The following is a 20,956-nucleotide window of genomic DNA, read 5'->3' as shown; positions in this document are numbered from 1 at the left end:
GAGGGGCCTATGTTACGCAAACTTGCACTGGGCGGCATTCGCGCCCGTTTCCGCGATTACGCGGTCCTGTTCTCCGGGCTGGTGATTGCAAGCGCCGTGTTCTACATGTTCATGACCATGGCGACCAACAAGGCCTTCTTGGCCAGCAACTCCCCAATCAGCGCCACGCCGATCATCTTCGGCTTCGGCACCGTGCTTTTGGTGATCATCACCACGGTGTACATCGTCTACGCCAACACCTTCTTGATGAGCATGCGCCAGCGCGACTACGCGATGTTCATGATGCTCGGCGCCAAGTCGGGCAAAATCGCGCAGCTGATCTTTCTTGAAACCGTCGCGGTCGGCCTGGCCGCCGCCGTGGTCGGCATGGTGGTCGGCATGGGGCTGACCGCCGTGGCCGGTACGGTGTTTTTGGGGATGCTTCACGCCCCGGCGACCCATTTTGCCGTGCTTTGGCTGCCGGCGATTGGCGCCACACTGGTCTTTTTCCTGGGGATGTTCGTGATTGCGGCCTTCGTCAACGCGGCGCGGCTTTTGAAGACGCCGGTGCTGAACCTGCTTCACGCGACGACTTTGCCCAACCGCATCCAGCAAAAGGGCTGGGTGCTGGCGCTTCAGGCCGTCTTGGCCGTGATTTTGCTGGCCATCGGCTACTGGATCATGGGGCAGCTGATGGCCATCGGGGTGCCGGCCATCGGCATCGCCCTGGTCACCATCGTGCTGGGGACCTACTTCCTGTTCAACGCGCTGTTGGTCTGGGCCATCGGGCTGCTGCGGCGCAACCGGCGCTTCGCCGCCCGTGAGCTGCACACCTTCACGCTGGGGCAGCTAACCTTCCGCATTCGCGACTACACCAAGATTTTGGCCGTCGTCGCAATGCTGTTCGCCCTGGCGCTGGGCGCCATCACCGTGGGGTTGGGCTTCAAGGACGCGATCCCCGAAATGGCGAGCCAGCAGGGCAAGTACGACCTGGTGTTGATGGCCCCGAACGCCGAGGCCAAGCGAGCGGCGGCCAAGCTGACCGGCGTGGCCAAGCGGGTCACGTACCAGGAGCGGGTGGTCGGCAAAACCGTCTACCTGAACGCCGCGGAGCTTGACGCCAAGCCGCTTGACCTGGTGTTGTACCGCGGTCCGGGCAAGCTGCGTCAACAAAAGGTGACCGGCCAAAACTTCGCGAAGTACCAAGACGAGGGCTACAGCCAGCTGCAGGCGTTCAAGCTGCCGGGCGAGGAAGTCTTCAAGGTGGTGTCTCAGACCGCCTTTGCCAAGCTCGCCGGTTCGACCCGCACGGTGGTGGCCTACCAGCTGCAAGACATCGGCGCCAACTACGACCGCATCGACGCCTTGCTGACGGCGCAAAACAGGCGCTACAAGATCGAAAGCGCGGATCAGTCCGGGCAGAAGTTCGTCACCTACGCGCTGATCAACAGCATGTTCGGCGGCCTGGCGTTCATGGGCTTCTTCCTCGGCCTGGCGTTTCTGGCGATGCTCGCGTCGACCTTGATGTTCAAGATTTTGAGCGGTGCGAGCTTTGACGCCTCTCGCTACCTGATGCTCCAAAAAATCGGGGTGCGGCAGGGGCTCTTGAAAAAGTCCGTGCGGCAGGAAATCGGCGCGTTGTTCGCCTTTCCGGCGGGACTGGGCATGGTGCATGTGCTGTTTGGCCTTCAGATGTTCAACGGCCTGCTGCAGCACCCGTACCGCGGCCTGTGGCTGCCATTCGGAATTTTCCTGGTGCTTTACGCCATCTACTACGGCCTGACCGTGTGGCTGTACGAAAGCATTGTGATCAAAAAGGACCTGGCCGCCTAGCGGCTCGGCGCTGGCGCGACGTTTGCGCCGGCGCCTTTTTGAGTGCCGCGGTGCGGCCAATCGTCCGGCACCACTTGCCAGCGGCTTGGCCCGGCGGGATAATGTGGGCAACGAGGAGGGATTGATGATGGGGACGCGACAGTTGGGACAGTTCTTCAAGGCGGCGCGGCTCACCCAGGGGCTGACGCTGGAGCAGGCGGCCGGCGACTGGTCGGCCGCGACCCTGTTGCGCTTTGAGCGCGGTGAAACCGACATCGCGTTGGCCTCGGCCTTCACGCTGATGCGGCGGCTGGGCATCGAAACCGCGGATTTGGCCGCCTTGATGGCCCAAGACCCTGGGCAGGTGCCGGCGCTGTTGCCGCTGATTTTCACCAACCAGCGCGAGGCCATTATCCAGGCCAAGGCGCGGTACCTGACCGCCCATGACGGCGAGGCCGATGCGGCCACGGCCCTGATCACGGCATACTGCGACGCGGCGGCCAACTGGATGAGGCCGGACTTTGCGCTGACGGCCCAGCAGGAACAGCAGATTGCCGACCTGATGACGGCGCCGCGAACCTGGCACGATTTCGAGCTGACGCTGTGCAGCGCCTTGATCGGGCCGGCCAGCCCGGAGCTCATCGGCCTGCTGTGGCGGCGGAGCCAGGCGGTGGCGTTCCCCAAGGTCACCAATTTTCACCTGATTGTGGCGGCGCTGTTTTTCGCCGGGCTGGCGACCGGGGACGCCGCGCTAATTGCCGAAATGGTGCCGACGGTTGAGGCCGCCACGCACGACTCGCGTTTTGCTCGCGTGTTGTTCGGGCCGCTGCCGCGGTGGCGCTTCGGGCTGATGCTTGCGGCGTGGCAAAGCGGTACCGCCGAAACCGGCGAGCTCGAGGCGTTTTTGGCCAGCCTGGACGCGATCGACGAGCCGGCGATGGCGAGCTACCTGCGCCGCGTGTGGTGGCGGGTCGCGGCGGCGGTGCCGCACCACAACCACGACTTGGTGGTCGCGCCGCTGCAGGATGTTTGGCCCACCCGGCCCGGCGAGTGGGCGCTGCTGCGGCGCCAGCAGCTGCACCTGACCGCGCAGGCGGTCAGTGTGGGGTGGGCGGCCTCGACCACGCGGCGCTTCGAACGCGGCCAGACGCAGCTGGGGCTGTCGCGGGTGTTTGCGCTGTTGGGTAAGCTGGCGCAGCTGAGTACCAACTTCAGTCGCTGGTACCCGACCCATCAGCCGATGGTCACGGCCAGCGGTGCCATGGTGGCCGCGTGGGAGCAAAACGCGGCGCCGGCCGCCATCCGCCAGATTGTGCAGGATTTTGCGACCACCTACAAGGACGTGCTGCCCTGGCCTTTGTGGCGAGCCCAGCTGTCGGCATTGGTCGGCTCGGCCGACACCGCGATTCCGGCAGGGGACCCGCTGCGGCCGACGCCGGCCGATCAGGCGCAGCTGTTCAGCCGGCTGGTTACGGTCACGCCATACCACGCAAGCGAGCTGTGGCTGGTGGCGCTGACCGGCAGCTGGTTTTCCGCGGCGCAGTGCGTGGCCTTGGCCAAGCACCTAGGGGCGGCGCTGGGGCCGGCCGCCGGCTACATGCCGCGGCTGCTGGGAATCGGCGCGGTGATGAACTTGATGTTTCGCGTGGCCGAGGACGACCGCGGCCAGCTGCCGGCACTGCTGGCGGCCGACCCGCACATCCAGCTGGCCGACCAGCTGGAATACGCCGTCATCGACTACCACTTCAATCGGCGGGTGATCGCCTGGTTGATCGAGCCGACCGCCGCGACCCAGGCGGCGGTTCAGGACTTCGCCGCTCACATGGCGGTCGTCGGGGTCGCGGGGCTGTTGCCCGAGCTCAAGGACACCTGGGCGAGCAACGGCGTCACAATGGATTGGCTGAAGGCCAGGAGGCAGGCATAATGGCAAACAAGGAATCGCGCTTTGTGGTGGTGGCAAAGGCACCCGTTGGCTGGGCTCACGTTGCAGAGGTCTTGGTCGACCGCGAGACGCGGGTGCAGTACGTGGTCATGACCGTCGGCAGCGGCGGCGGCATGACCGTGCTGGTCGGCGCCGATGGCAAGCCGCTGTTGTACGATGGGCCGCTGGATTAACTGAAGGCCGTTGGTTTTTGCGCCGAAGACACCGGGTCGCTTCGCAGTTGGTTGCGAAGCGACGCGGTGTTTTTTGGCGTGGTTAGGCCGCCCGTCCCGCGCGGTCGCCCGGCGCCGCCCTCTCAAACGGACTCTGCCCGGCATCGCCGCCGCGTCCAGCTAAGGTAAGCCGCCGGGCCAAGGTCGGGCCCAACGCCTCGCCTCACGCTGGCCGGTCGGCTAACCGCCCGGCGCCGCCCTCTCACTTTCTTCCCTTCCGCAACCGACTTTAGCCGCATTTTGTTCATAAATTCACCATGTTTGGTCGGTAACTTGAAGCTAGTCATTCGTTGACGAGACTTGAAGGCGGCCCCGGTCGCCTTCGTAATGGAGGCGACACAATGAATTTTGCCAAACGCGCGTGGTTGAACCTGATCGCGAAGAAGGGCCGGACCGCACTACTGATCCTTGTGACAAGTGCCATTATGTTATTCGTGATGGCCGGCCTGCTGATCAAGAGCGCGGCCAACCAGGCCACCGAAAATGCCAAGGACAGCATCGGGGCGACGCTGACGTTGAGCGCCAACCGCGAGGCGGCGTTCAAGAAAATGCGGGAAAGCGCGGCGTCAAGCGACGGTCAGCCGGCCAAGCCAAGCGGCAAGCCCAGCCTGAGCATGTCCCCGGTCAAGCTGAGCACGGCCGAAAAGATTGCGCAGCTGACCGGCGTTGAGAGTTACAGCGTGGCCGTATCGACGTCGGCCAACGCCAAGAGCTTCGACGCCATCACCACAAGCTCCGGCCAGATGACCGGGCCGATGGGTGGCAAGGGTGGTGCAAGCACCGGCGACATCACCGTCAGCGGCGTTTCAAGCACCGCAAGTAACGCCAACTTCAGCGACAAGACCTACGTGATCAAGAAGGGCCGCGGGTTGACCGCCAGCGACAAGAACACCAACAACGTGGTGATCAAAAGCGAGCTGGCAACCGAAAATGACCTCAAAGTCGGCGACACCATCACCATCAAGAACGCCGCCAAGACCAAGACGTACAAGCTCAAGGTGGTCGGCATTTACAAGGCCAAGTCGACCGCCAGCACCACGATGGGCGGTGGGATGATGGGTGGCGGCGACCCGTCCAACACCATTTTCACCAGCTACACCTTCGCCAACACGCTCAAGGGTACCAAGTACAAGGACACCGCCGACTCCGTGGTCTTCACGGTGACGACGCCAAGCAAGGTCGCCAGCGTCAAAAAGGCCGCGACCAAGCTGATCTCCAGCAAGTTCAGCCTGACCGCCGATGACCAGTCCTACCAGATGGTACGGCAATCGATGAGCTCGGTGACCAGCTTCGCAGACAAGATTGTCTGGCTAGTCGCCATCGCCGGCACCATCATCTTGGCCCTGATTGTGGTCTTGATGATTCGCGAGCGCCGCTTTGAAATCGGCATTCTGCTGAGCCTGGGTGAAAAACGTGCCAAGGTGATCGCCCAGTTCTTCGTCGAGCTGTTCGTGATTCTCCTGGTCGGCGTCGGCATCGCCAGCGCCGGTGGGCAATTCGTCGGCGACAAGCTGGCGGCCCAAGTCGTCTCAAGCGCCCAGACCACGACCAGCAGCACCAGCCAGCTCGGTGGCATGCCGGGCGGCCAAGGCGGCCCGGGCGGCACCCAAGGCGGCAGCCGCACCGGGGCGCCGAGCGGGATGCCGGGGCAGGCCAGCCAGCAAAAGGCGCAGGCCAAGCAGGCCAAGCTTGCCACCAAGGTCACCTTCAAGAGCGTGGCCATCCTGTTTGGCCTCGGGCTCGCCATCATTTTGATCGCGATTCTGGCCGGCGCCGGCGGCATCTTGCGCCTGAACCCCAAGCGCATTCTGATCGGATAGGAGGAAGCTATGCTTAAAACCGAAAACCTCACGTACTGGTACAACGATCGCGACCAGTACCTGTTCAAGGACGTCAACCTCGCCTTCGCGGCCGGCCACAGCTACGCCATCGTCGGTCAGTCGGGCTCCGGCAAAACCACGATGGTCTCACTTCTGGCGGGGCTTGACACCCCCAAGGCCGGGCGCATTCTGATCGACGACCAAGATATCAAAAAGCACGGGCTGACCAACTACCGGCAAAGCCAGGTCGCCATTGTTTTTCAGGCCTACAACCTGTTCACCTACATGTCGGCGCTTGAGAACCTGATGACCGCCATGGCGATCACCAAGGCCAAGCACAAGGGTGACAAGGCCTATGCTAAGGGCATGCTGACGAAGCTGGGCCTGACCGACGAGCAGATGACCAAAAACGTTCAGAAGCTCTCCGGCGGCCAGCAGCAGCGCGTCGCCATTGCGCGAACCATGGTCTGCGACGCCCCGCTGGTGGTCGCAGACGAGCCGACCGGCAACCTCGACGAGGACAACACGACGGAGGTGATCGCGTTGTTCAACCAGATCGCCCACGAGGCCGGCAAGTGCGTGATCATCGTCACCCACGAGGCGGCGGTGGCCGCGCAGTGCGACGGCGTGTTGCGCCTGGCGCATCGCACCTTCACCTGGGAGAAGCAGCCGCAGCCGGCCGTGCCGGCGTGATGGAACCCAGCCGAGGGCGCTCACCGGGTCGCGACAACTCATCGCCCGAAAAATGCCGTCGAACCGAAGCGGTGATCGTGGTACACTGAGACTACTAGGCCGCATCGCGGTCGCCTGGAGGGACTCGATATGATCAGTAAACTCATTTTGGTATTGGCCGTGTTGGTGCTGATCGGCGCCAGCTACTGGCTGTTCACACGCCCGAACGCCAGAAAGGAACTCTTCGCCCGAGACGTGTTCGTCCTGTTGGGTCTGCTGGCCATGGACCTCAGCCCCAACCCGCACAACTACAAGTGGTGGCTGGTGCTGATCTTGACCATCGTGGCCATCGGACTTTTGGCCAAGGACCTGGTGCTGCGCAAGCAGGCGCCGCGCTTCGCTCGCTAGACCACTGGTTGCTGCAAAAAGGCTACCGCGTTCCCCAATCGTTGGGGGAGGCGGTAGCCTTTTTAAATTGTGCCGGCGGATTGCGGCGCGGCGCCTGCTAGGCGTTGTGAATCGCGATGTCACCGTCGGCGGTTTGCACCGTCAGCGTCGCGGTCGGCTGCGCCCCGACCTGGCCGTCCTTGTGGTGGTGCTTGTGGCGGGTGTTGGTCGCGCCGCTTGGCTGGTGGATGTGACCATCGCCAGTGGCTAACGCGAAGGTGAAACTGGCGGTTGGCGCGAGCCGCACGGTCACGTCGCCGGCGTTGGTGACGGCGTGAAGGTCCTCGCGCAGGGTTGAGGCGTCGAGGGTCAGATCGCCATCGGCGGTGGTGAAGCTGCCCCCGGTCACCGCGGAGGCGCGGATGTCGCCGGCGTCGGTTTGGACGGTTAGGGCCGGGGCGGTGACGGCGGTCAACGCGACGTCACCATCTGCGGTTTTGGCGGTCAAGGCCGCGGTGGTCAGTGGCCCCAGGTCCAGTTCGCCGGCATTGCTTGCGGCCGTGATGGCGCCGGCCACCCCGGCGTCTTGCAGCGCGACGTCACCGTCACCGCTTTGCAGGTCCAGGCTGCCGGCTCGCAGCGTCTGCAGCGTCAAGTCGCCGGCACTGGTGGTGAGGGCGGCGGCCGTCGCCACGGTGACGGCACTGGCGCTGATGTCGCCGTCGGCCGTGGTGAGGCGCAGGCTTTGCGCCATCACGCTGTGCAAGGCGAGGTCACCGTTGGCCGAACGGGCGGTCAGGCCGCCGGTTTTGACTTGCGTGAAGGCGACGTCGCCGTTTTGAGACGCGATGGCAAGCGTCGGCACGAACAAGTCGGTGGTGGTGACGTCGCCGTTGGCCGTCGTCAGGCGAAGCGGCAGCCCGTGGAGCCCCGCGGCCTCGATGTCGGCGCTGCTGGTCACCTGCAAGGCGCCGGTGAAGCTGGTCGGCACGGCGACGGTGATCTGCGACCAAAAGCCCAGGCGCTGGCCGTTGATCAGCATGCGAAACTCGTGGCGCGGGCGCTTGCCGTGCGTCAGGGTCCAGACGCCGTTTTGCAGATCGTAGTGGCCGTCCAGGGCCGGGTCGTTCTTGCCGAATTCCTCGGTGATGGTCAGCACCGCTTCTTCGGTGGCGCGAATGATAATCGGGTCATCGGCGTAGTTGAGCGCAATGGCGGTCACGTCGGCCAGCGAGACGCGAATCGTGTTGGTTCGGGCCGGTTGGGCCGTCTCGTGACGCGCGGCGAGCGTCGCCTCATGCTTGGCGTCGTGAGCCGCGGCCTTGGCCTGGTTCCTAGCATGCGCCGCGCTGGCGCGGCCGGCCGCTGCGGCCGCCTTAGCCTGGTTCTTGGCCGCCTGGCGAATCGCGTCCAGCTCCGGGGCCTGGGCGAGCTTGGCGGCTTGAACCGCCTTGGCCGCGGCGACGTGGGCCGCCTGGCGAATCGCCGCGATGTCGACGTCCGGGGCCTGCGGGGCGGCCGGAATGTCTGGGCTGCCTGAAAGATCGGGGAGATCAGGAACGTCGGGAATGCCTGGCGTTTGGGTCGCATCCGGGCTGCCCGGCATCGCTGCGGTCTCGGGAGCCGCCGGGGTCGGGGGAGCCACCGGGGTCGCGGGACCGGCCGCCGCCGGGGCGGCCGGTGGCACGGTTGGCGCCAGGTTGCCGCGCGGCGCGGCAGCAAGCCGCTGAACCCCGAGCTCGGCCAGCAGGTCCTCAATCGACCCGAAGTCTGCGAAGGCCTGCGTCACCGCGGTCGCCGGTTCGGAACCGGCGGCGATCAGGTCGTCGGCCGCGTCGCTCAGGTTGCTGGCGATTTCCTCTCGCAGTTCGCGGCTTTCGGCCGTGGCCTCGTATTGTCCAAAGACCCGCTCGAGCAGGTCGTCAATTTGTGTATGCTTCGTGGTCATCGATGAGTCCTCCATTAATCAGGGCGTCCAGCGTGGCTCGCGCCAGCTGCCAGTTCGCCCGTTCTCGTGCCAGCTGCTCAAGCCCATCCGCCGTGATGGCGTAGTACTTGCGCCGGCCACCTTGGCTCTCGTCGCCCCAGTGGCTGCTGATTGCGCCGGCCTTTTCCAGCCGCTTAAAAACGGTGTATAGCGTCGCTTCGTTAATCGTGTAGGCGCCGCCGCTCAAGGCCTTCACGTCCTTGGTGACCTGGTAGCCGTAGCTTTCACCCTGCACCAGGACGTTCAAGACAATTGCGCTGAGGTAGCCTCGCACCATGTCCTTGGATAATTCCACACTGCACCTCCCACCGGTTGTGCCGGTTCGTCGCAGGTCTTTCGACCCGCTGGCCTGACTATAGCACAACTACTTTGTAGAGAGTAGTACTTAACGCAAAAAATAACTAAAAAACGCCGCCGACGCAGAATCTGCGAGGGCGGCGCGAATCAGGTGTAATCAGTTGATTTGCCAGTCATCCGGCACGGTGAAGGTCACGGTGCGGTGCAGGCGGTAGCCGTTTTGGCCGCTCCAGGCGAAGAGGAAGGCGGCCCAGCCGTTGCGGTAGCGCAGCTGGCGATCGGTAGTGGTCACCGTCGCCTTGGTGCCAGTCTTGATGGCGACCGTGGTGGTCGTGCCGCTGGCGGCGGTCAGGACCTTGTGCTGCAGCGGGTTGGTGCGGTACAGCACGACCGGCGCCTTGGCCCGGTTCTTGGTCACCAGAACCTTGGCCGTTTTGGTGCCGACCAGCGGTTCGCGCTTGGTGACGGTGACGGTGGTCAGGCCGAAGCGAACGCTGTCGTTGGCGGCGATGCCGGCCGCAGAGAGAATCAGCAAGGCGGCCAGGCTCCACATGCCGATGCGGCGGCCGCGGCCGGCCGGGGCCAGGACCGCGACGAAGAAGTAGGCGATGGCAGACAGGGCCATAATGACGAGAATCATGCGCGGTCACCTCCATCCAGCGCGTCGTTTTTGAGGCGGAAGCTCAGGGCGAACCCAAGCGCCGCGAAAATCAGCGAGACCACGAAGGCCGCGCGGTAGCCGGCCACCGTCGCGTCGGCGGTTTGGGTCAGGTAGCGCAGCGGTGCGGTCAGGCGCAGGGCCGCGGCCGGGGCGTTGCTGCTGGTGACGGTCGACAGCACCGACACCAAGATTGCGGTCCCAATCGACGCGGCGACCTGGCGAATCGTGTTGTTGACCGCGGTGCCGTGGTTGATCAGGTTGGCCGGCAAGGCGTTCATCCCGGCCGTGGTGACCGGCATGGTGACCATGGTGATGCCGAACATCCGCACCGTGTAGATGACGGTGACGAACAGGATCGGCGTCTCGGCGGTCAGCGTGATCAGCGGGAACGTGCCGACCAACAGCAGGAACAGCCCGGTTTGGGCCAGGCGCTTGGCGCCGATGCGGTCGAAAATGTTCCCGGTGATCGGGCTCATGATCCCCATCATGATGGCGCCGGGCAGGAGAATTAGGCCGGAGTGGAAGGCGGATTCGCCGCGGATGGTCTGGATGTACATCGGCAGCACCATCTCGACGCCGACCATCGACATGAAGGCCACGGCGGTGAGAATCACGCTCAGCGTGAACTCGGAGCTGGTGAACACGCGCAGCTCAAGCAATGGCTTGTCGAGGTGCAGCTGACGGTGGACGAACAAGGCGACGAAGATGATCCCAAGGGCCAGGGTGGCCAGCACGATGGGGTCGAACCAGCCGCGGTCGCCGACGGTGGAGAAGCCATACAGCAGCGACCCGAAGCCGAGCGTCGACTCGACGACGCTGAGCAGGTCGATTTTGGGGTTGGTGGTGGGCAACACCTTGCGCATCGAGTAGCAGGCCAAAAGCCAAACCAGCCCGGCGATCGGCAGGATGACGGAGAACAAGGCTCGCCAGGAGTGGTTCAGCAGGACCCAACCGGACAGGGTCGGGCCGACCGCCGGGGCCAGCCCGATGACGATGCCGGCCAGGCCCATCGCGCTGCCGCGCTTTTCAGGCGGGAAAATCGAGTACATGACGGTCTGGAAGGTCGGTGCGGACATGCCGACGCCGACCGCCTGGGTCAGCCGCCCGGTTAACAGCACCGGAAAACTCGGGGCGAAGCGCGAAATCAGCGTCCCCAAAAAGAAAATGCCGATGGCGGTGAGGTACAGGTGCTTGACGTTGAACTTGCTGAGCAGCCAGGCGGAGACGGGAATCATGATGCCCATCACCAGCATGAAGCCGGTGGTCAGCCACTGCACGGCACTGGCGTTGATGTGAAAATCATGCATCAGGGTCGGAAACGCGGTGGTCAGAATCGTCTGGGTCAAAAACGTGGTGAACGTCCCGATCAGGAGCGTTGCCACCATCAGGCCACGGTTGTACGGCTTGCCGTTGACGTCGGTGGGTTGAGATTGTGACATATTGAGGTAATCAGTCCTTTCATGCGGTTATCGGTGAAAAGTGCGGCGCAAGTGAGCATAAAAATTGGCCGCCAGAAGCGACCGGAGTTGAGGCATTGCGCCGATGAATTGGTCTACAAATAACTATTGTAGTCTTTGCTTACAAATAATGCACGTGTAAAATGACGGGATGTCACATGCTTTTACGGCTGGGGCTTTCATTCACGCGGCTTGCGGCCGTGAAAATTCCATCGGTGAAATATGCCCGGCACGTTTTCTGAAAGTCCTGGTGGCCGTCCCACCACCCATATTTCCCGGGAAATAGCCGCGGCGTCACCGAGCGAGCGGCAGCGTGGCGAAGACATCGGAGTCGCCGTTGGGCAAGATGCGCTCGCAGGCGATGGCCGTCACCCAAGAGGTGCTGGCCAGGTCGGCGACGTGCAGGCCGGCCGCAATACCGGCAGCCGCGGCCGGGGCGACCTTGCCGAGGGTGATGTGCGGCCGGTAGGGGAGGTCCGACCGCAGGAAGTCGCGAAACAGCGGGGTTCGGTACAGCCGGTCGTGCAGCGTGGTCAGGGTCGCGGCCCCGGCGCCAGCCGCCAACCAGAAGTAGCCGTTGACCCAGTCGCCGCCGAGCCGATCGAAGGCGACCGTGAAGGCCGGCGTGGTGGCCGCGGCCGCCGCCACTGCCGCTACGATGCTCGAATCCGGTGCTGGCGAGTCAAAGGGAAATACCAGCGAGACATGCGGCCGAATGTTTTCGACCAGCGGGTCGTAGCGGCGCCGCACCGCGGTGACGGCGTCAAGGCTGGTGAGTGCGGGAAAAATCAAAACGGAACGTTGCATGGGTACCTCCGGCGCAATGTCGCCCATCCGAAATTACGCCTATTATACGCCATTGGCCGCACAAGTTGGGATTGCAATTGGGTCACCCGGGTGTTATGCCATGCGTATAACAGTAGGCGGAGGCAACGATGGAACTGACCGTGGATTTTGACAGCAACATTCCCATTTATACCCAGATTCGCAACGCGGTGATTGGGGGCATCGCCGCAGGGCAACTGGCACCGGGCGATCCGCTGCCATCGATTCGCGCCTTGAGCGCGGCGTTGGGCATCAATTTGCACACCGTCAACAAGGCTTACCGCCAGCTCGAAGACGAAGGGTTCGTGGCGATGCGCCGCGGTTTGGGGGCGGTGGTGGCCGACACGCTGCCGGCGGCCGATGACCAATTTCGCCGGGCAGCCCTTCCACAGCTGACCGCGTTGATTCAAGAGGCCCGGGTACGACGGGTCACCCGCGGTCAGCTGGCGGCGCTGATCGATGACCTGTACGGCAAGGAGGCGCAGTGATGCAAGCGGCAGGATGGGTCTTTGGTGCGGTGGCGGTGATTCTGTGGGGGAGCGTGGTGTCGGCGCCTTGGCTGTCGCGGCCCAACACCTTGTTCGGCGTTGCGTTTGGGACCCGTGACCTGAGGCAAGACGCAGGGGCGCGGGCCATTCGCACCCAGTTCGCAATCGCGGTGACCGTTGTGTCGGCGGTGGTCTGGGGCGCAGCCGCGGCCGTCAATTGGCGGGTGGGGACGCCGCTGGGGCTGACCTGGTCGCTACTCGGCGGCTGTGTGGCCGACCTGGCCGCGGCCTTTGCCCTTTTGGTTCGCGGTTTCCGCCAGGCCCAGGCCTTGCGCGTGGCCGCCGGGTTACCAGACACGCAGCGGCTGACCGTCGACCTGACGACGCTGGCTCACGCGCGGCCGCTTCCTTGGTGGGGCGCCTTGGCGTTGGTGCCACTGATCGTCGCCCCGTGGCTTTTCAGTCAGTCGGCGGTGGCCGCGGCAGCCAACCTCGCCGTTGGCGTGGTCAGCGGCGCAAGCTACCTTGGCGCCCGGTTCGCCGGCGCCAGCGTTCGCCAGGGGCCGCGGGGCACGGCGCTGGCGGTGCAGTCGCGCAACGCGCTTTTGGGGTTTGCGCTGAGCATGGGCCTTTTGACCCAGGGTTACGGTTGGGCCAGCGTGGCGTGGCCACGGCAGGCGACCGCGCTTTTGATCGCCTACACCGTGGCGGCCGCACTGCTGCTCGGCGGGTTGATTGGGGCCTGGTTGCGCCACACGCAGGGGCCAGTGCAAGGTCCAGTGCGAGACGACAATGCGCATTGGGTGCTGGGCCTTTTCTACTACGCCCCACAGGATTCGGCGGTGTTCGTGGAAAAACGGCTGGGCGTCGGCCTGACGCTGAACATGGCCCGGCCGGCGGCGTGGGTGTTTCTGATTGGTACCTTGGTACTCGCCGGGGTGATTGTGGTCGTGGCGATTCAGGCGGAGGGGTAAATATGCGACAATTGCGGATGTGGCTGTGGGGGCTTGCGGTGGCGTCGCTTGCGGCAACCGCGCTGTTGATGGCAGTGGCACCGGCCACGATTGTGATGCACTTCGGCGCCCATGGGCCGGACAGCTTTGGGCCGCGCTGGGGGCTGTTACTGGAACCGGCGGTGGTGGCGGTACTGGCCCTGGCCTGTGACTGGGTGGCCGCCACCCGGCGCCGCCGCGCCGGTCTCGGCTCGGACTTCGGGCCGTTGGTCGGTGAGTGGCGGCTCATCGCGCTGGTCGGCGCGGCAACCGTCGCACTGGCCTTGCAGCAGCTGAGCCAATGCGGCTGGCTGTGACCACCGTGATACCGGCGACGCGGATCTAGAACAGCCCCTCATCAGCCCCCAGTCGACCTTCTCGTGACGGCCGATCGCGCGGTTCCGCAACAAGACCAAACAAAAGCCGCCTGTCATGCCCCAGAAGTGGGGTGACAGGCGGCTTTGGCGTCGGGTTACTTTGGTTCTTCTTCCTCGTCCGGGTCGCTTGCGACGATGGCCGGGCCGACGGTGACCTCAAACCAGTTGGCAAAGCCCCGGGCGAACTCGGTGACCGTGAAGGTGTAGCGGTCGATTTGAACCGAGTCGTGGAGCTTGAGGTCCGGGTAGTCCTCCATCAAAAACCCGGCGATGGTGACGATGTCCGATTCCTGGAAGGCCTTGAGGTTGGTGCGGAAGTAGCGCTCGAAGTCGTACAGGGTGGTTTTGCCCGACACGCGGAAGACGTCCGGCTGGTCCGTCTTGATGATGTACTCGTCTGAGACGTCGTCGATTTCGTCCTTGACGGTGCCGAACAGCTCCTCGTAGATGTCCTTGTCGGTGACGATGCCGGAGGTGCCGCCGTACTCGTCGACGACCACCACGATTGGGGTCTGCTTTTGGATCATCTGCTGCAAAATGTTGTGGATCGGTGTGACTTCAGGCACGGTGACAATCGCGCGAAGCAGCTTGGAGACGCGGATGCTTGAGTCGACTTGCGCCTGCTTGACTAGGTCGTAGATGTAGACGTAGCCCAGCACCTTGTCCTTGTCGCCGTCTGCGACCACCGGGAAGCGCGAGTAGCCCTCGGTCAGGTAGTCGCGCAGCACCTCCTTGACCGTCGCGGTGATGTCCACGACCTCGAGGCTGGTGCGGTCGACCATGATGTCATGCGCCGTCTTATCGTTCAGGTCAAAGGCGCGTTGCATGTAGGTGACGTCGTTTTGGTCCATCTCGCCGGTGGTGACGGCGGCCTTGCTCAGGTTCAAAATCTCGGCCTGGGTGAAGGCCTCGTTGCCTTCATCGGCCGGCTTCATGCCCATCAGCCGCACTAGGCCGGTGGCGCTGTGGTTCAGCAGCCAGACGAAGGGGAAGAAGGCGATGTGAAAATAGTGCAGCGGGGTGACCACGAACATCAAGGCTTTGATTGGAAAATCAATCGCGATGTTCTTCGGCACGATTTCGGTCAGCACGACCTCCAGGTAGGTCAGAATCAAGACCCCGGCCACGGCGCCGAAGACGTGCAGGCCACCACCCGGCAGCTGGACGTGCGTGATCTTGAGCAGGTCGACCAGCAGAAACTCCACCGTGGCCTCCCCAATCCAGCCCAAGATGATGCCGGCGACCGACACCCCGACTTGGGTGGTCGACAGGTACTCATTCAGATTGTGGACCATGCGCAAGGCGCGTTTGATTTTGGCGCGGTTGCCCATGCCTTTTTCGAGCATTTCCTCCAAGGCACTCGGGCGACTTTGCACCAGGGCGAATTCGCTTGCCACAAAAAACGCGGCGAACAGGAAGGTGATCACCATCACCAGTAGATTAGAGGCGACTTGGCCACTAGCCATAACAGCAATTCCTCATTTCAAAAGTGTATTTGCACTAAGTATAGCACTCAGCGCCGCCCAGCGGTACGGCGGCGTATAATGAAGGCAGGAGGTGAGCGAATGGACCAGATTGCAATGCTTGAGGCGACGCTTGCGAGGTACCGCACGGATTCACAGCGGCCGCGCAGCTGGCTGATCGAGGCGGCGCTGCCCGAGACGCCGGCCAGGGGGAAACAGCCGCCGGCGTGGTGCGTCACCGGTCAAGACGTGGTGGCGGCGATGGCGGCCGCCTCGGGGCACATCGGCGTGATGAACTTCGCCAGCCCAACGCGCCCGGGCGGCGGTGTCGAGCTGGGGGCCCGGGCCCAGGAGGAAAGCATCGCCAAGGCCACCTACCTGCTGCCGGCCCTGCGCGAGTTTGACCAGACGTACTACGCGGCCAACCGCGCCGCTCCCAACGGCGGCCTGTTCAGTGCGACCTTGATCTACACCGCCCGCTGCCGGCAGTGCTTTGACGCGGCGGGGCGGCCGCTGTCGGCGCATTTTGTCGACGTGGTGACCGTCGCCGCCCCCAACCGCGCCGCGTATCCCGGATTATCCGAGCGCGACACCGAGCCGGACCTGGCCTTCAAAATCCTGCAGACGCTTCGCGCCTTCAAGCAGCAAGGCGCCACTTACCTGATTCTCGGGGCATTCGGCACCGGGGTCTTCGCCAATCCCATCGCACAGGTCGGGCGGCTGTTTGGGACGGCGCTGCGGCGGCCGGAGTTTCACGGCGCCTTTGACGCGGTCGAGTTTGCGGTGTTCGACCGGGCCGGGGACCGCCGGCAGGCCTTCGCCGCGGCGCTTGGGACCAGTATCGACTGAACGTTATTTATTTACACAAAATTTACCTAACCTTTACACTGGCGTAATGGTATTTTTGGCCAAGCGGTGTTATTCTATCTGCGTAGAATTCCACAGCGCCTGGCGGCTGGCACGGCCGGCGGCGCAGCTGATGGCAGTTTGCGATGAACATCATCCTCATCTGATGAACGTCGACCTATGTCGACCACGTCCGCGGCGTGAGTGTCTAGCGACGAAGAAATTCGCGTAAAAGAAAACAGCTTAACTGGTTTGATTCCAGGGAGTCGCAGCTGCCAGTTCCACCCCCGTGCGTTCAACCAACTGAATCGGCTTTGTTCGCCTGGCGGGGCAGTCTGCCCGCCGGGTGGGTTGGTTCCTCAATTCAATCTCGACCGGGGTACTGCGAGGTGACTCGCGGTACCCCTTAGTGTGCCTTGAGACCGCACAACGGCGCCTGCTACTCCCGGTGTGGAGTGGCAGGCGCCGTTGCGGTGGCCGCCATCAGCCGCGAACGCGGCTGCACAAAATCAGGTGAACGCCGGCGCTTGGCACCAGCTTGGCGGCGCTGACCTGAAAGAGCTGCTCGATGGTCAGCCGGGCGCTGAAGAGGTCCTTGATCTCGATGGTCGTGGCGCTTTCGGGCTGCGTCGCCACGGCGGCAATCAGGTGGCCACCCGGGCGCAGCAGGTCGGCCAGCTGCTGGGTCATGGCGTGGAGGTCATCGCGCTGCAGATCAAAGGTGCCGACAATCACGTCGTAGGGCCCGGTCAGCATGCCCAGCCGCTCGTCTGGCATGATGCGGTAGCGCAGCCGATCGGAGCTGGCCACCGCCCGGGCGGCGCTGATGGCACCGGCGTTTGAGTCGACGCCCAGCACCGCGATGGCGCCGTGGTTCACGGCGTAGCGGCAAAACCAGCCGTCGCCGGCGTGGATGGCCAGCACCCGCTGGCCGGCCAGCTTCGGCACCTTTTTGGCCAGCGCCTGCCAGCTCGGCTGAAGCGAGCCGGTGCTGGTTGGCAGCGGCCCCTTGGGTTCGCGCATTTTCGGGTAATTCGTATCCAATCCGTCACGACCTTTCAGGTTCATTATAGCGAAGCCGCGGGAAGTAGTCGATAAGTGTGATAGAATGAGCGAAAACCTGGGAGGCGGATATGATGTTTACAATCACGCAAGCGGCGGTACTGACGCCGAGCCAGCGTCAGGCGGCTGCGGCGCTGACCGCGCAGGTGCAGGAACACGACCAGCTGAAGCGGGCCCCGTACCTGGACAACCAGTTCAATTACGACCGCACGATGCCGGCCTTCTTCATGGCCTGGGATCGGGCGGCTTTGATCGGCTACGCGACGCTTTACGCCGATGAGGCGCCGGGCGGCAGCGTCGATGTCGCCTTGTACGTGGCGCCGGGCTGGCGCCGGCGCGGGGTCGCCACGGCGCTGTGGCAGGCCGCGGCGGCGGTGCTTCGGGCCTTCGGCTACACCGAATACGAGTTCTTGTGCGAGGCAAGTTGGCTGCAGGCGGCGCCGGGCTTTCTCACCCAGGCCCAGCTGGCCTTGAACGGCGACCCCGCCGAGTACCAGCTGGTGGCACCGCGAGGCAGCGGCCACGCGCTGGCCGGCGGCCTGAGCGTCCGCGCGATGACCGCAGCCGACATTGACGCGGTGTTGCCGCTTTACGAAGCCGCCTTTCCCGAAGATGGTGACTCGGCCACCTTGTATCTGACCCAGACGCTGCGGGGGAAGACCAGTGCGGCCTACCTGCTGATTGAGGCCGGGCGACCGATCGGTTACGCCGCGGTCGATGATGGGCTGGGCTACGCCTACCTGTTCGGGGTGTTCATCGCCGCCGCTCGCCGCAACCAGGGGCTGGGGACCCGCTTCGTCGCGGCCCTGTTGCACCGGCTCAGCGCGACCGGGCCGGTGCGGTTGGGGGTCGAAGCCGACAACCCGGCGGCGTGTCGGGCCTACGCCAAGGCCGGTTTTGTCACCGAGGCCACGGTGTGGTACCTGGTGCCGACCGGCAAGCGGTGGCGACTCCCTGCCGGCGCGAACTAGCGGAACGGGGGATGAAAGCGGTTCTGTCTATACCGTTGCGGCGGCGCTTCGGGTCGCCGGCACGGCGAACGCCCCAAGCGCATCAGACCAATCACTGTTTTGACACCTGTTTGTCAAATGTAAACGGCCGATTGTGACTTTTCTGTGAAGGCTGGATAACAAACTTAATAAAAACAGATTATTTGATTGCATTTTCACTACGATACCGCTAAATTAGTAGATGAACCGAATTTCGGTTTGTGATTGACTATAATGGAATCGTGGTGAAAAGAATGACAGAAACCGTTGGTAGCTCCCTCCGCCAGATCCGCAAGGGCCGTGGCGAGTCGATCGTTGAAGTCGCAAAGGCAACCCACACTTCCCCGGCAAGCTTCACAAAGTGGGAAAATGATCAAACTGTTCCAAGTGAGCGTAGTATCCGCAAGCTTGCGGAGTACTACAACACTGATCCTGTCAACATTCTCGCCTTGGCTTACCCGGATAAGTACGCAGAACAGCAAGCCAAGACCGTTGACCTGTCCGATCGTGAAGTGATTCGCGTCGAGGACCTGCTGAGCGAAAAGACCGTCCTGACGTACAACAACGAAGTCCTGGCGTCCAGCAAAAAGGACCTTGTGGCCTCGTTCACAGCAGGCCTGATCATCGGCGGAACCACGTCTGAAGACTAGTTGTCCGCCACAGCGCCGCGTTGTCGGCGCTTTTTTGATAGATTGATTCGATAGGAGCAGTTATGCAAGCAACGGCACTCCCGCTCCAGCAGGCCGCCAATTGCCGCGACCGCGGCGGCTGCCGCACCAAGACGGGCGAACCCTGCGCCACCACAGGCTTGCGCCACGGTCGCCCAAGACTTTGGCGGCCTCGCGCGATACCTGCTTGAGCGGCTTGGCCTCACCGTGGCCAAGCGACGAACCCGACAGGCGTTGTACCTGGAAAAGGCGATGGCGCCGGTTCGAACCGTCTGGCCACGGGCGTCAGCGACGGCGGCCAGACGGTTCGGTCGCGGCCTTACTGAACCCAGGCATTTTTCCCCGGTCGGTCGCGCGTTGCGTTGGGCAAGCCCGTTTTTGGGGCGTATAATAAAGGCGTAAGGCGGCCTAGCCGCCATCACGACGAAGGAAGTGACTAGAATGAAACTCTACCAAGGATTGACCCAGGTCCAGGTGAACGAAACGCTGGCCGACGATGCGCCGGGGTTTGCAATCACAACCGAGCTGGACAAGCCGCTGAACTTCCCCCCGACGCTGCTTTACCACTACATCGACGCCGTGCTGCGTCCGGGCAGCCGCCACGATGAGAACAACCTGCTGTACGTCACGGATCCCGCCTTCATCGGCGAGAACTTCGATTTTGCCAGCCTGAGCGAGACGGCGGTGCTCACGGATTTTGAATCCAAGATGAACTTCGCCCGCAAGCTGGTCGCCGACTTGAACCGCCACGTTGCCGTGAACATCGACGTCACCAAGCACGAATTCCAGCTCTTGTTCACTGATTAAAAAGGTTATCGTGCCTATTGGTATAACTTGTTTTTCGCCCGGCGCGGTTGTACGCTTGAGATAAGCCCGCGCGTCGTGCGTGTGCATTGGCAACCTAAGGAGTGATCGCATGGATCAAGAATATAACAACTTACTGGTACCCATCGATGGGTCCGACGAGTCCGACCTCGCCTTCAAAAAGGCGGTGAAGGTCGCCGTCGCCAACCACGCCCACCTCGACATCCTGAACGTGTTGGACACCAAGCAGTTCATCGGCGGCTACGGTGGCATGATTTCCGGCGACGCGATTTACCAGCTGACCCAAGACGCCGAGAAGTTCCTCGAGGAGCTTGCGGACCGCGCCAAGAAGGCGGGGCTTGAAGACGTCGCCATCCACGTGCGGTTCGGCAACCCCAAGTCGGTCATCGCCACCGACTTCCCGCACGATCACCACACCGATTTGATTATCATCGGCGCCACCGGCCTGAACGCGGTTGAGCGCGTCTTGGTCGGCTCGGTCACCGAGTATGTCAACCGCACGGCGCCTTGCGACGTGCTGATCGTCAAGACGGAGGCCTGATTGCTTGCAATCGGCCGCGACCGCTTCGAGGCGTCTGGCCCCGAGGCGGTTTTTGCGTCACCTGGCGTAATCTATTGGGTGGAGGTGATCGAATGACGGATGCAACAACTTGGTGGGGCGATCGCAACCCGCTGCTCAAGGCTTACCACGACCACGAATGGGGTGTGCCCAAGCACGACGACCGCGCCTTGTTCGAGCTGCTGTCCTTAGAGGGGCTGCAAATCGGGTTGAGCTGGGCGCTGGTGCTCAAGAAGCGCCCGGCGTTCAACGCGGCCTTTCACCACTTTGAACTGGCACCGGTGGCGGCGATGACCGACTTGGATCTCGACGTCTTGATGCAAGACGCCGGGCTGATTCGCAACCGCCGCAAGCTTGAGGCCATCGTCCACAACGCCGGCGCGGTGCAGGAGCTGCAGCGCGAATACGGCAGCTTCGACCGCTACGTGTGGGGGTTCACCGACGGCCAGCAGCTGGTGCGGCGGCCCCAGACCGCGGCCGACATTCCGACGCAAGACCCGCTGTCGCAGCTGGTCGCAACCGACATGAAGAAGCACGGCATCAAGATGATCGGTCCCACCAGCGCTTACAGCTTCCTGCAAGGCGCCGGGGTGATCGACGACCACCTGGCCGGGTGGCACCGCCGTAAGTAAGGGG

22 protein-coding genes are annotated in these 20,956 nt (G+C 63.5%); 15 read left to right on the top strand and 7 right to left on the bottom strand.

From position 1 onward, the window contains the following. The first annotated feature begins 9 nt into the window (after nucleotides 1-9). The 6 genes from NUH19_RS04960 (at nucleotide 10) to NUH19_RS04935 (ending at nucleotide 6,845) form a co-directional block, all read left to right on the top strand. Nucleotides 10-1,812, top strand: a complete 1,803-nt coding sequence (locus NUH19_RS04960) for an FtsX-like permease family protein (RefSeq protein ID WP_262315447.1) — start codon at nucleotides 10-12, stop codon at nucleotides 1,810-1,812. Nucleotides 1,813-1,936: 124 nt separating this feature from the next. Further along, complete coding sequence (locus NUH19_RS04955) at nucleotides 1,937-3,715, top strand: helix-turn-helix domain-containing protein (protein ID WP_262315446.1); 1,779 nt, start codon at nucleotides 1,937-1,939, stop codon at nucleotides 3,713-3,715. Continuing rightward, complete coding sequence (locus NUH19_RS04950) at nucleotides 3,715-3,906, top strand: DUF6440 family protein (protein WP_262315445.1); 192 nt, start codon at nucleotides 3,715-3,717, stop codon at nucleotides 3,904-3,906. The genes NUH19_RS04955 and NUH19_RS04950 overlap by 1 nt, the downstream gene beginning before the upstream one ends. A gap of 380 nt (nucleotides 3,907-4,286) precedes the next feature. Then, nucleotides 4,287-5,765, top strand: coding sequence for an ABC transporter permease (locus tag NUH19_RS04945; RefSeq protein WP_262315444.1), 1,479 nt, complete (start codon nucleotides 4,287-4,289; stop codon nucleotides 5,763-5,765). Nucleotides 5,766-5,774: 9 nt separating this feature from the next. Beyond that, nucleotides 5,775-6,458 (top strand): ABC transporter ATP-binding protein, encoded by a 684-nt coding sequence (locus tag NUH19_RS04940; RefSeq protein ID WP_262315443.1) that lies wholly within the window; start codon nucleotides 5,775-5,777, stop codon nucleotides 6,456-6,458. A 129-nt stretch (nucleotides 6,459-6,587) separates the two neighbouring features. Beyond that, nucleotides 6,588-6,845, top strand: coding sequence for a hypothetical protein (locus NUH19_RS04935; protein WP_262315442.1), 258 nt, complete (start codon nucleotides 6,588-6,590; stop codon nucleotides 6,843-6,845). A 97-nt stretch (nucleotides 6,846-6,942) separates the two neighbouring features. On the opposite strand, the gene NUH19_RS04930 is transcribed toward NUH19_RS04935, so the two are convergent. The 5 genes from NUH19_RS04930 to NUH19_RS04910 all read right to left on the bottom strand — a co-directional run bounded on the left by NUH19_RS04930 (nucleotide 6,943) and on the right by NUH19_RS04910 (nucleotide 12,033). After that, entirely contained in the window at nucleotides 6,943-8,772 is a 1,830-nt protein-coding gene (locus NUH19_RS04930) for a DUF4097 domain-containing protein (RefSeq protein WP_262315441.1), read from the bottom strand. Next, complete coding sequence (locus NUH19_RS04925) at nucleotides 8,747-9,106, bottom strand: PadR family transcriptional regulator (protein WP_262315440.1); 360 nt, start codon at nucleotides 9,104-9,106, stop codon at nucleotides 8,747-8,749. The genes NUH19_RS04930 and NUH19_RS04925 overlap by 26 nt, the downstream gene beginning before the upstream one ends. 159 nt (nucleotides 9,107-9,265) lie before the next feature. Beyond that, complete coding sequence (locus tag NUH19_RS04920; protein ID WP_262315439.1) at nucleotides 9,266-9,748, bottom strand: DUF4811 domain-containing protein; 483 nt, start codon at nucleotides 9,746-9,748, stop codon at nucleotides 9,266-9,268. Then, on the bottom strand, nucleotides 9,745-11,208 hold the full coding sequence (locus NUH19_RS04915) for an MDR family MFS transporter (RefSeq protein WP_262315438.1): 1,464 nt from the start codon (nucleotides 11,206-11,208) through the stop codon (nucleotides 9,745-9,747). The genes NUH19_RS04920 and NUH19_RS04915 overlap by 4 nt, the downstream gene beginning before the upstream one ends. 312 nt (nucleotides 11,209-11,520) lie before the next feature. After that, nucleotides 11,521-12,033 (bottom strand): 2'-5' RNA ligase family protein, encoded by a 513-nt coding sequence (locus NUH19_RS04910; protein WP_262315437.1) that lies wholly within the window; start codon nucleotides 12,031-12,033, stop codon nucleotides 11,521-11,523. Between the two features lie 128 nt (nucleotides 12,034-12,161). Here NUH19_RS04910 and NUH19_RS04905 point away from each other — a divergent pair, with 128 nt between their 5' ends. From NUH19_RS04905 to NUH19_RS04895, 3 genes are read left to right on the top strand one after another with little or no spacing between them, the layout of a single operon-like run. Continuing rightward, nucleotides 12,162-12,539, top strand: coding sequence for a GntR family transcriptional regulator (locus NUH19_RS04905; protein ID WP_262315436.1), 378 nt, complete (start codon nucleotides 12,162-12,164; stop codon nucleotides 12,537-12,539). Next, nucleotides 12,539-13,513, top strand: coding sequence for a DUF5808 domain-containing protein (locus NUH19_RS04900; protein ID WP_262315435.1), 975 nt, complete (start codon nucleotides 12,539-12,541; stop codon nucleotides 13,511-13,513). The genes NUH19_RS04905 and NUH19_RS04900 overlap by 1 nt, the downstream gene beginning before the upstream one ends. A gap of 2 nt (nucleotides 13,514-13,515) precedes the next feature. Continuing rightward, nucleotides 13,516-13,848 (top strand): DUF1648 domain-containing protein, encoded by a 333-nt coding sequence (locus tag NUH19_RS04895; protein WP_262315434.1) that lies wholly within the window; start codon nucleotides 13,516-13,518, stop codon nucleotides 13,846-13,848. Nucleotides 13,849-14,003: 155 nt separating this feature from the next. Here NUH19_RS04895 and NUH19_RS04890 read toward each other — a convergent pair whose 3' ends face one another. Further along, nucleotides 14,004-15,374 (bottom strand): hemolysin family protein, encoded by a 1,371-nt coding sequence (locus tag NUH19_RS04890; protein WP_338085534.1) that lies wholly within the window; start codon nucleotides 15,372-15,374, stop codon nucleotides 14,004-14,006. Between the two features lie 99 nt (nucleotides 15,375-15,473). On the opposite strand from NUH19_RS04890, the gene NUH19_RS04885 reads away from it, so the two are divergent. After that, nucleotides 15,474-16,220: a TIGR02452 family protein gene (locus NUH19_RS04885; protein WP_262315433.1), complete on the top strand. Its 747-nt coding sequence runs from the start codon at nucleotides 15,474-15,476 to the stop codon at nucleotides 16,218-16,220. Between the two features lie 480 nt (nucleotides 16,221-16,700). On the opposite strand, the gene NUH19_RS04880 is transcribed toward NUH19_RS04885, so the two are convergent. Then, the gene (locus tag NUH19_RS04880) at nucleotides 16,701-17,261 is read right to left on the bottom strand and encodes a class I SAM-dependent methyltransferase (RefSeq protein WP_262315432.1); all 561 of its coding nucleotides are present in this window, start codon (nucleotides 17,259-17,261) and stop codon (nucleotides 16,701-16,703) included. An 89-nt stretch (nucleotides 17,262-17,350) separates the two neighbouring features. On the opposite strand from NUH19_RS04880, the gene NUH19_RS04875 reads away from it, so the two are divergent. The 5 genes from NUH19_RS04875 (at nucleotide 17,351) to NUH19_RS04855 (ending at nucleotide 20,952) form a co-directional block, all read left to right on the top strand. Beyond that, nucleotides 17,351-18,250, top strand: coding sequence for a GNAT family N-acetyltransferase (locus NUH19_RS04875; RefSeq protein ID WP_262315431.1), 900 nt, complete (start codon nucleotides 17,351-17,353; stop codon nucleotides 18,248-18,250). 272 nt (nucleotides 18,251-18,522) lie between these two features. Further along, nucleotides 18,523-18,918: a helix-turn-helix domain-containing protein gene (locus NUH19_RS04870; RefSeq protein ID WP_262315430.1), complete on the top strand. Its 396-nt coding sequence runs from the start codon at nucleotides 18,523-18,525 to the stop codon at nucleotides 18,916-18,918. Nucleotides 18,919-19,377: 459 nt separating this feature from the next. Beyond that, the gene (locus tag NUH19_RS04865; protein WP_262315429.1) at nucleotides 19,378-19,743 is read left to right on the top strand and encodes a hypothetical protein; all 366 of its coding nucleotides are present in this window, start codon (nucleotides 19,378-19,380) and stop codon (nucleotides 19,741-19,743) included. A gap of 109 nt (nucleotides 19,744-19,852) precedes the next feature. After that, nucleotides 19,853-20,302 (top strand): universal stress protein, encoded by a 450-nt coding sequence (locus tag NUH19_RS04860; RefSeq protein WP_262315428.1) that lies wholly within the window; start codon nucleotides 19,853-19,855, stop codon nucleotides 20,300-20,302. A 92-nt stretch (nucleotides 20,303-20,394) separates the two neighbouring features. Beyond that, nucleotides 20,395-20,952, top strand: coding sequence for a DNA-3-methyladenine glycosylase I (locus NUH19_RS04855; protein ID WP_262315427.1), 558 nt, complete (start codon nucleotides 20,395-20,397; stop codon nucleotides 20,950-20,952). Nucleotides 20,953-20,956 lie beyond the last annotated feature (4 nt).

Source organism: Lacticaseibacillus parakribbianus (assembly GCF_025490915.1).
Taxonomy (GTDB): Bacteria; Bacillota; Bacilli; order Lactobacillales; family Lactobacillaceae; genus Lacticaseibacillus; species Lacticaseibacillus parakribbianus.
This window is presented reverse-complemented; position numbering and strand designations above follow the sequence as displayed.